1 protein-coding gene is annotated in these 1,399 nt (G+C 44.2%); it reads right to left on the bottom strand.

What is annotated here, in order from left to right; translation table 11 throughout:
* On the bottom strand, positions 1–1,399 hold a 1,399-nt coding region (locus A3761_RS17280), incomplete at both ends, for an Ig-like domain-containing protein (RefSeq protein WP_156491919.1).

The following is a 1,399-nucleotide window of genomic DNA, read 5'->3' on the forward strand; positions in this document are numbered from 1 at the left end:
CATAAACAGATATATTATTGTTTGATGAGACGTGCACTGCACCATCTGTAAGAACCGACTGTTTTTCCAACAGGCCCGCTTCAAACAACTCTGTCCCCGAAATGCTGATTGACGATATTTGATTTGCCGACAAAGTAAGCTGCTCGCTCAAACCAAGGGCCGGAATACTAATCACTGCATCAGTGCCCTCAAACCTAGAAACGACATGGATATGATAAGTCGTATCTTCGGGTTCAAAGTAGTTAATACTGACTGGAAATCTAAACTCAGTCCCTTCGTGAGTGGTGGTACGTTCGTTAGGAATAACATCAACACGCACGCTCTGCTCCACCGAAGCACCATGACTATCTTGCACAGCAAACACAAACTGATGCTCACCCTGCGTAAGCCCTTCAGTTGACCAACTTGCTAACCCAGTCTGCGCATCAAAAGTTGCATTCTCAGGAAGTGACGGTGCTGACAACGTAATCGGATCACCATCTTCATCCGTCGCAGTAAGTTCATAAGTCCAGGTATCTCCAGACAACACAAAATTAATCGGCGCCGATGTGATAACGGGCGCTTGGTTTGCCTTAGTCACCGTAATCGAAACCGTTTCCGACGTTGAAGAAAGACTGCTATCACTTACGCTATAGGTAAAACTATCTTCACCGACAACATCCAGGTTTGGTGTATAAGTGATATTTGGCAAATCACCCGATAAGGTGCCATTAGTTGGAGCATTGTTAATTTGATAACTTAGCGTATCACCGTCTATGTCTGAGCCAGTTAGCGTAATAGCAAGCACCATATCTTCTATCGTTTCGAGCGTTTGGCTTTGTGCTACTGGCGCGTCATTAACGGCAAGCACATTAATTGTAATTGTTGCGATGTTCGAGTCTTCTTGGCCATCGTTGACATTAAAGGTCAAGGTATCACTACCATAGAAATTTTCGTTTGGAGTATAAGTGAAGCTCGGTTCTATACCTTCCAATGTCCCGTTTGAGGGCGAGCCGATCAGATTGAAAGTGATTCCATCACCGTCATCATCCTGCCCAGAAAGAATAATTGGTAAGTTTGTATCTTCATCAGAGCTTAGGTTCTGAGCCTGTGCAATAGGCGCTCTATTCACGTTAACAATATTCAAACTAAATGATTTACTAGCACTTAACCCGTCCGTGTCACTAACAGTGATTGTGACAGAGTGAATACCAGCTTCATCATAGCTAGGTACCCATTGAATTAGGCCACTTGAATTGATGCTCATGCCAAGAGGCGCACTTTGTAGCGTGTAGGTAAGCTGATTGTTATCGGGGTCAACAGCATCCAAGCTATAGCTATAGGGTGTATTCTCTAGCCCATCATTTAAGCTCATCGTATTGATGACAGGCGCTCGGTTAGTATTCTGTACGTTGAGACT

Source organism: Oleiphilus sp. HI0123, assembly GCF_001635315.1.